This window comes from Ruminococcus callidus ATCC 27760 (assembly GCF_000468015.1).
Classification (GTDB): Bacteria; Bacillota; Clostridia; order Oscillospirales; family Ruminococcaceae; genus Ruminococcus_C; species Ruminococcus_C callidus.
Map to the genome: position 1 here is coordinate 60,181 of NZ_KI260336.1, position 8,787 is coordinate 68,967.

The following is an 8,787-nucleotide window of genomic DNA, read 5'->3' on the forward strand; positions in this document are numbered from 1 at the left end:
TCGCCAGACGCTCTTTGTGCGGTATTGCCTTTACAGGTTTGTTTTTCCTGCGAATAACAGAAATGTATCAAATGTCGGCTTGCAATTGCTGGGAAAATAGGGTATAATAGAAAAGCACTGCACAGAAATGTGCGAATCTGTTGGGAACAAGGAGAGATTCTATGAAACCAAAAAAGGCGGGCAGTGTCAGACGGCTGCTGCCCTATATGAAAGGGTATTGGAAAGAGTGCATTCTCGGACCGATATTCAAGCTGCTGGAGGCGATCTTTGAACTGATCGTGCCGCTGGTAACTGCGAAAATGATCGACGTGGGTATCGCCAATCGGGATACCGGATACATCTGGAAAATGGGCGGGGCAATGTTCCTGCTGGCGGCGTGCGGACTGGCATTCGCTTTGATTTGCCAGTATTACGCTTCCAAGTGTGCCTACGGCTTCGGCACGGCACTGCGGCGGGCACTGTACCGCCATGTGAACACCCTTTCGCACAGTGCGGTAGACCGTATCGGTACGGCTTCGCTGATCACCCGAATCACCAGCGATTCCAATACGGTGCAAAGCGGTCTGAACATGGTGATTCGTTTAGCGACCCGCTGCCCGTTCCTGATTATCGGTGCGGCAATTATGGCAATGCGGATCGACCTGAAGCTGTCCATTATTTTCCTGATCGCCATTCCGATCATCGGCGTGCTGCTGTACAGCGTGACCTGCTGGACGATTCCCCGCTACGGTGAGAATCAGGGCAAACTGGACAACATTGCACGGCATACCCGTGAAAATCTGGACGGTGTCCGTGTTATTCGGGCGTTCTCCAGACAGGACGAGGAAATCGAATCCTACCGGAATGACTGCGATGTATTCGCCAAGCGTTCCATTGCCGTGGGCAGAGTGGGTGCGATTCTGAATCCGGCTTCTTTCTTCATTATGAATATGGGCATTGTGGCAGTGCTGTGGTTCGGCGGCATTCGCGTGGACACCGGTCATCTGACACAGGGTGAACTGACTGCATTTGTCAACTACATGACACAGATTGCCCTGTCCATGGTACGTATGGCGGAACTGTTGATCTCCTTTAATAAGGCGGCGGCTTCTGCCAAGCGAATTTCCGACGTGCTGGCAGAGGAGCCGGAGATCACAGACGGCGAAAAGCCTCTGACGGTACAGGAACAGGCTCCGGTGCTGGCATTCGATCACGTGACATTTGCCTATCCGGACGGCGGTGAGGCTGCCATTCATGACATCAGCTTTAGCCTGCGGGCAGGAGAAACGCTGGGCATTATCGGCGGTACCGGCAGCGGTAAGAGTACCATTGCCAACCTGATCCCGCGGTTCTACGACACCACTGAGGGAACGGTGCGAATCTACGGCGAAGATGTCCGCAGCTACACACTGGATTCCCTCCGGCAGATAATCGGCGTGGTGCCACAGAAGGCATCTCTGGTCAGCGGTACGATCGCGGAAAACCTTCGCTGGGGAGATGCGGCGGCAGATGACGCAGAACTGGAACATGCCTGCAAAATTGCACAGGCGTGGGAATTCGTCAGCCAGACCTCCAGGGGACTGGAAACGAAGGTGACACAGGGCGGACGCAGCCTGTCCGGCGGACAGAAGCAGCGTCTGACCATTGCCCGTGCACTGGTAGGACACCCGAAGCTGCTGATTCTGGACGACAGTATGAGTGCACTGGACTATGCCACCGACTTGGAACTGCGGCGGCAGCTGGCGGCGGAAATGGGCGATGTGACAAAGATCATGATCTCCCAGCGTGCCACTTCCATTCAGCATGCTGACCACATTTTGGTCATGGACGACGGAAAGTGTGTGGGCTATGGCACACATGACGAATTGCTGGTACAGTGTCCGGTCTATGCGGATATTTACCACACACAGATGCAGTGAGGAGGGAAAGTTTATGCTGACAGTCATTCGGCGAATTTTATCGTATACCAAGCCGTGCCGCAAGGAACTGCTGGGAATGCTGCTCTTTGCGTTGATCGGCACAGGACTTTCCCTGTTTGTGCCGATCCTTATTGGTAAGGCAGTGGACTGCGTGGTTGCTGTACACGAGGTAGACTTTCCACAGCTGTGGAAAATCATCATCGTTCTGGCACTGACCATTGCCGTCAGTGCCCTGTTCCAGTGGCTCATGTCCCTCTGTACCAACCGTCTGGCGGCACACACCATTCGCGACCTGCGGTGCGACCTGTTCAGCCACTTGCAGCATGTCCCGCTGCGGTACATCGACGGACAGGCGAGAGGGGATCTGATCGGCAGAGCCGTTTCGGATATGGAGATCATTTCTGACGGTTTCCTACAGGCGTTCACCCAGTTTGTCACTGGTATTTTCACCATTCTGGGTACGCTGATCTTTATGCTGACGATCAACGTCCGCATTACCATTCTGGTAGTCATTCTCACGCCGATCTCCCTGCTGGTTGCGGCGAAAATTACACAGATGTCCCGTTCCTCCTATCTGAAATCCTCCGATGCCCGCGGAGCACTGGGCGGTCTGGTGGAGGAGATGATCGGCTCCCAGAAAGTGGTCAAGGCGTTTACCTATGAAAAGCGTGCGGAAGAACGGTTTGACGTATACAATACTGAATTGCAGCAGACCGGAGCAAAGGCAACATTTTTCGGTTCTATCACCAATCCGGTGACACGTTTTGTCAACGCTCTGATCTATGCCGCTGTGGGTGTCTGCGGAGCACTGGCAGCTACCGGCAATGTGCCGCTGATCGGTGTGATCACCGTTGGTCAGCTGGCAAGCTTCCTCACCTATGCCAACCAGTACACCAAGCCGTTCAACGAGATCAGCGGCGTGGTGGCAGAACTGCAAAACGCCGTGGCTTCTGCAAAGCGTGTGTTTGCAGTCATTGACGAACCGGCGGAGTCGGACGACAGCCACCTGCCGGAACTGCAAAACTGCAACGGCACCATGCAGCTTTCCCATGTGAAATTTTCCTATGTGCCAGACCGTCCGCTGATTACGGATTTCAATCTGGACGTACACTGCGGACAGCGAATCGCCATTGTAGGGCCTACCGGCTGCGGCAAGACTACACTAATCAATCTGCTGTTGCGGTTCTATGACGTAGACGGCGGCGAAATTTCCGTGGCAGGGCAGAACATTGCCGGTGTCACACGGGACAGCCTGCGTGCCTGCTATGGCATGGTGTTGCAGGAAACGTGGCTGTTCACGGGAAGTATTGCGGAAAATATCGCCTACAGCCGACCGGACGCGACACGGGAAGAAATCGTGGCTGCGGCGAAAGCTGCCTATGCAGACGGCTTTATCCGCCGGCTGCCCAAGGGATATGACACGGTGCTGACAGAGGACGGCAGCGGCTTGTCACAGGGACAGAAGCAGTTGCTCTGCATTGCCCGCATCATGCTGACAGACCCGCCGTTCCTGATTCTGGACGAAGCCACCAGCAGCATTGACCTGCGGACGGAGCAGCGGATCCAGAAGGCATTTGAAAAGCTGATGGCAGGCAAGACCAGCTTTATCATTGCTCACCGTCTTTCCACGATCAAAAGTGCAGACTGGATTCTGGTGATGAATCAGGGAAATGTGCTGGAACAGGGAACGCACGATTCGCTGATGGCACAGAAGGGCTTCTACGCAAACCTGTATCAGAGTCAGTTTGCAGACAGCGAAACTACAGAATAGCAGCGTAAATTACACTATGGCAATACCGCACAAAGAGCGTCTGGCGACTTTGCACGCCATCTGCTTGCAAATTTTTCGTCATATTTCACAAAAATGCTCGTGAATACATCAAGTATTCACTCTGCTTTTTGCTCCATCTGACGGAAAATTTGACGACGCATCTGTCGCACAATCTTTGTGCGGTATTGACGTAAGAATAACAGAATGCCCCCGACTTTCTTTTTGGAAAAATCGGGGGCATTTGGTTTGGGTAGTGTTGCCCTTTGGATATTGCTGCGTGTTCAGGCGTGTCTGGTTTCCTGTTGCTCCAGATGGTGGAAGAAATCCGCCTCTGCCTGATTGCAGGCTTTGCCGTTTTCACTGTACAAGTTCAGGTGGAATACGTGGCTGTCTGACGGTACGCCCTCGCCGTATTCCGCAAAGGTGAACGGTATCCCGCATGCTTCCAGCCGCTGCCGCATCGGCGTTGTGCGGGGACGCAGCCCGTCGTTGACACTTGCCATGAGATACGAGGGCGGAAAGCTGCTGTTCATATAGGTGAGAACTTGTTCAAACAGCTTCTGCTGTTCCGGAGCGGCTTCCTGTGTGTAAATGTTTTTGTGTATATTTTCCAGTGACATGTCATAGATGCCGCAGTTCAGAGCAGTGCCGTCCGGCAGCTGGTCATAGGTGGCAAAGTCCAGCTGTTCCCGATAGGCGGCGTTTCCTGCCAGAATGCAGTACTGGCTGACCAGCTGGGCACCGGCGGAATCGCCTACCAGAAACCAGTGGGGGTTGGACGTGTACTGCTTCCGGTGTGCCAGTGTCCAGCGAATCACCTGACACACATCGGCAATGGCAGCCGGATAGGGGTGCTCCGGAGCAAGGCGATAGTTGCAGTTTACCACCACGAAACCCAGTTCCGCCATGTGCATGCAGTAGAACCGGTACAGTTCCTTGTCCCCATAGAACCAGCCGCCGCCGTGAATGCTGATCAGCACCGGCAGATTTTCGCCGTTTTGCACCGGACGGTATACGTCCAGCAAGTGCTCCGTGATGCCGTCACCGGCGTAGTCCAGATCGCAGAATTTTTCTATGCCCTGCGGCTCCTGCAAGCCGCTGTCCCGCTTGGCATCATTTGCCGCCCAAGCAATGCGGCTTTCCTGTATTTCCTTTGGAATGTTCATTAGTTTTCCTCCCATATCTGTATGGTTTTCAGAATGTCCTGATAGACCAGTTCTTTTTGCGGTTCGTTGAGAATCTCGTGCCGCATCGCCGGAAACAGTCTGGCGGTCACGTTTTGGTATCCCACACTGCGGAGCAGTTCCGCTGCCTGCTGGAATTTCTGGTCGCTGTCGCGGCAGGGATCCTCTGCACCGGAGAGAAACCGGATCGGCAGTTCCGGCTGTGTCACCCGCCAGTCCTCTGTGCTGTAGACTGTCCGCAGCAGATAGAGCAATGCTTCGTAGCCGTTCAGGGAAAAGTTGAAGCTGCAAAGCGGATCTGCGTTGTATGCATCTACCACGGCGGGGTCACTACAGATCCATGCGTTAGGTCTGTCTTCTTCCCGAAACGGTTTCTGGAATCCGCCGAACAGTGCTTCTGCCAGAATCGGGCTGTGATACTGTGCACCCTTTTTCCTGGCGAGCAGTGCCCGCACCCGTTCGCCCAGCCCCATGCCAAAAACGGCACTGGGAGAGCCGCAGACGAACACACCGTCCGGCACATCGGGATACCGTTTCAGATAGCACCGCACCACCAGCGAACCCATGCTGTGCCCGAACAGATACAACGGCAGTTCCGGATACTGTTCCCGTATCCAACGTGTCACCTGATAGAGGTCGGAAACGATCGCCGTGCCGCCGTCCGGATAAAAGTACCCCAGATCTTCCGGCTGGCGGACGCTTTCACCGTGTCCGCGGTGGTCGTGAATGATGCAGAGATAGCCGTGGTCTGCCATTTCCTGTAGGAACGGCAGGTAGCGTTCCTTGTGCTCGCACATGCCGTGTGCCACCTGTAGAATGCCCCGACAGGGTTCCTGCTCCGGACGAACCACCAGCCCATGCAGCAGCAGGCGGTCATGGTGGGATTCCAACACAAATGTTTCTGTCATATGCTGTCCTTTCTGTGTGTGGTTTTGGTTTGCTTATCATATAGTATACCAAAAAAGTTGGCGGTTGTCTATATGCAGGTATTTCGCATTGTATCACAATTGTAAATTCTAAGTCAAAAAGGTTTTGAAAATGAAAAAGGAGCGATTGGAGTCGCTCCTTTCTTTTCGTAAATAATCAGTATGAAAATATGAAATCTAAGTTACTGGATATGTTTGCTTTAAATATGCTGTCAGCATTTCCGGAATGTACTGGTAGTGATGTGTGTGATATAATTGATAGGTGACATTTGCATTATGAGATTCCAGCCGCTGATTCAGCTTTTCCAAACCTTCTAGTGTAGTATCATGACCGTTATAGTATTCGCTGTAGTCAGAGTCTTCCAACGTTCCGCCACACAGAAAAACCTTTTTATCAAGTGTATCATTCCTGTCAAAATAGCCGTAATCATTGCTGTAGTCTTCGGGATCAACACCTAGTTCTTCATGATACAAATTCCAAAATGCCGGACTTCCAATAATGTAATTCCCAAACGGCTGATTTTCATATAAATCAGACTGAAATAATGCTTCATGTGTAAAAACGCCGCCGTTGGAATGTCCATACAGTGTTGAATTCGTATAATCAATAGAATAATTTTCTCCAAGATACGGCATTAGATTATCCGTGATAAAGTCAAGCAGCATACTGCCTTTTTGAATAAAATAGGTGATGCGGTTGTCGTTGTCAGTGCCGTCAATGTTGTAATCATATCCCAGACTGACAAGTATAACAGGAGCTGCTTCACCATTTTCCATGACGCTTCTCAGTTCTGTACAATTTCCAAATCGCCATACACCGTCTGTCAGAAAAAATACGGGATATGTTTTGCTGTTATCATAGTCCGGCGGTAGAGTGACATGCACCAAAAAATCAACATCTAATTCCTCATCATAAATGTTGATTTCGTCAATAGAATCCTTGATTTTCTCTACTGCATCGCGGTCATATTCCCATACGTTTCGATAATCTGCATTTTGATTGCTGGCATACAGGGACTGATCTGTTGCATCAATGCTTCCCGCCGGAAGCACCTCATATTCTCCGGTTTGCAATGCCTCATTGGCAATCCTCATACGAAGTATGTCATTCTCAATTTCCGCATCAGAATAATCATACTGCTTTTCGTCTTCCCTAATCCAATCCAGATATTCTTCAAAATTAGCAAAGGACTTATTTTCTTGTGCACCATCATTGCTGAGTGCAAAGTCAATTGTGCCGCCGTCATAATTGGGATCACTGTTTGGAACGGGATATAACAGCAAAACATCATCTACAAGAATATATTTTAAAGGTAATTGCTCACTGCCATTTATCAATTGCTCCAATTTTTGACATTCTTCTTCTGTCATATTGCTGCGATTATTCTCAAGAGTTTCGCGAAGTTCATCTGCTGCATAATACTCAACACAAACTTTATGTTCTGATGTTACAGCAGATTCTGTTTGTGCTTCAGAAGCGTCATCAAGAAGTGTAAGTTCATGTTTGCTCACAGATTTCAGTTCAGTTGGTGTCATCTGATTGGTGAGTTGTATCTTTTCAGAATCTTGTAGATTCTCTGCTGCGGATTCATGATTGCCAGTTGTACTTGTATTGCTTTTGCAGGCAGTTGATGATACAAGCATGACAAATGACAAAAGAACGACTGCAATTCTTTTCATAATAGGAAAATTCCTTTTCATTTTACTAATTTTGATATGAAAATCGAAACTTATCAAAATCTCTTATACATTATACCATACTCATATCTGAAAAGTCAATAGAATATAGGAAAAATTATATGTTTTCTTTTGAATTTTGGGAAAGTTCCACTTTTTCAATGCCTTGCACAAATCGACAAAACGTGCTATAATGAAAACAAGAACTGAAAGGAAATACTGAAAAGAAAGAGGGAACTCCCATGCTTCAAGAAATGTTACAGCAGATCTCACCACTGGATTCCGCGGCTATGGAAACAGCACGACAGCACTGGGACGCGATTGCCAAGCCCCTGCACAGTCTGGGGCGGCTGGAAGATCTGGTGGTACAGCTGGCAGGCATTACCGGTACGGCGAACCTGCCGCCGCGAAAAAAGGCAGTCCTGATCTTCTGTGCAGACAACGGTGTTGTGGCAGAGGGCGTGACGCAGACCACACAGGCAGTCACTGCCGCCGTTACCCGCAATTTTACCATGGGCATCGCTTCAGTCAACGCCCTGTCCCGTGTCTGCGGGGCAGATGTTTTTCCCGTGGACATCGGCGTGGCGGAGGAACTGCACTGCGACGGCATAATTTCCAGAAAGATCGCCGCCGGCACCCGCAACTTTGCCCATGAGCCGGCTATGACGCGGGAGCAGGCAGAACGTGCCATTCTCACTGGCATTGCACTGGTGGGAGAAAAGGTCGCCGCCGGCTACAACCTGATCATCACCGGCGAAATGGGCATTGGCAACACCACCACTTCCAGTGCGGTCTTTTCCGTTTTGCAGCAGCTGCCGCCGGAGCAGGTCACCGGACGAGGTGCCGGTCTGTCCGGTGCGGGACTGCGGCACAAGGTGGAAGTCATTGCGAAAGCCATTGCCCTGCACCAGCCCGACAGGAACGATGTGCTCGATGTGCTTTCCAAGGTCGGCGGGCTGGACATCTGCGGCATGGCTGGGGCATTTCTGGGCGGTGCAGTCTACCATGTGCCGGTGCTGATCGACGGCTTTATTTCCGCGGTGGCGGCGAATTGTGCCGTGCGGCTGGTTCCTCTCTGCCGGCAGTATCTGTTCGCCTCTCACTGTTCCAGAGAGCCTGCCGGAAAGCTGGCACTGGAGGCACTGGGGCTGCGTGCCTATCTGGACTGCGACATGTGTCTGGGAGAGGGCACCGGCGGCGTGATCGGTGCCAAACTGTTCGACTTTGCACTGGCAGCATATGGCGAGATCGCCGGCTTCGATGCCGTGGGAATCGCTCCCTATGAAAAATTACAATAGGCAATACCGCACAAAGAGCGTCTAGCGACTTTG

At 51.3% G+C, this 8,787-nt stretch carries 6 protein-coding genes; 3 read left to right on the plus strand and 3 right to left on the minus strand.

Features of this window, described 5'->3' with window-relative positions:
* Window positions 1–161: 161 nt before the first annotated feature.
* Window positions 162–1,898: an ABC transporter ATP-binding protein gene (locus tag RUMCAL_RS03830; RefSeq protein WP_021681226.1), complete on the plus strand. Its 1,737-nt coding sequence runs from the start codon at window positions 162–164 to the stop codon at window positions 1,896–1,898.
* A gap of 13 nt (window positions 1,899–1,911) precedes the next feature.
* Window positions 1,912–3,669, plus strand: a complete 1,758-nt coding sequence (locus RUMCAL_RS03835; RefSeq protein ID WP_021681227.1) for an ABC transporter ATP-binding protein — start codon at window positions 1,912–1,914, stop codon at window positions 3,667–3,669.
* Between the two features lie 281 nt (window positions 3,670–3,950).
* Here RUMCAL_RS03835 and RUMCAL_RS03840 read toward each other — a convergent pair whose 3' ends face one another.
* The 3 genes from RUMCAL_RS03840 to RUMCAL_RS03850 form a co-directional block, all read right to left on the minus strand.
* Entirely contained in the window at window positions 3,951–4,835 is an 885-nt protein-coding gene (locus RUMCAL_RS03840; protein WP_051343650.1) for an alpha/beta hydrolase, read from the minus strand.
* Window positions 4,835–5,761 (minus strand): alpha/beta fold hydrolase, encoded by a 927-nt coding sequence (locus tag RUMCAL_RS03845; protein ID WP_021681229.1) that lies wholly within the window; start codon window positions 5,759–5,761, stop codon window positions 4,835–4,837. Before RUMCAL_RS03845 ends, RUMCAL_RS03840 begins: the two co-directional genes overlap by 1 nt.
* A gap of 195 nt (window positions 5,762–5,956) precedes the next feature.
* Window positions 5,957–7,459, minus strand: coding sequence for an alpha/beta hydrolase (locus RUMCAL_RS03850; protein WP_040646870.1), 1,503 nt, complete (start codon window positions 7,457–7,459; stop codon window positions 5,957–5,959).
* A gap of 239 nt (window positions 7,460–7,698) precedes the next feature.
* Between RUMCAL_RS03850 and cobT the strand changes: the two genes are divergently transcribed.
* Window positions 7,699–8,754 (plus strand): nicotinate-nucleotide--dimethylbenzimidazole phosphoribosyltransferase, encoded by a 1,056-nt coding sequence (gene cobT, locus RUMCAL_RS03855; RefSeq protein ID WP_021681232.1) that lies wholly within the window; start codon window positions 7,699–7,701, stop codon window positions 8,752–8,754.
* Window positions 8,755–8,787: the final 33 nt, after the last annotated feature.

Coding starts and splice junctions, on each gene's coding strand:
- RUMCAL_RS03830 (WP_021681226.1), top strand. CDS start 162: ATGAAACCAAAAAAGGCGGGCAGTGTCAGACGGCTGCTGCCCTATATG.
- RUMCAL_RS03835 (WP_021681227.1), top strand. CDS start 1,912: ATGCTGACAGTCATTCGGCGAATTTTATCGTATACCAAGCCGTGCCGC.
- RUMCAL_RS03840 (WP_051343650.1), bottom strand. CDS start 4,835: ATGAACATTCCAAAGGAAATACAGGAAAGCCGCATTGCTTGGGCGGCA.
- RUMCAL_RS03845 (WP_021681229.1), bottom strand. CDS start 5,761: ATGACAGAAACATTTGTGTTGGAATCCCACCATGACCGCCTGCTGCTG.
- RUMCAL_RS03850 (WP_040646870.1), bottom strand. CDS start 7,459: ATGAAAAGAATTGCAGTCGTTCTTTTGTCATTTGTCATGCTTGTATCA.
- cobT (WP_021681232.1), top strand. CDS start 7,699: ATGCTTCAAGAAATGTTACAGCAGATCTCACCACTGGATTCCGCGGCT.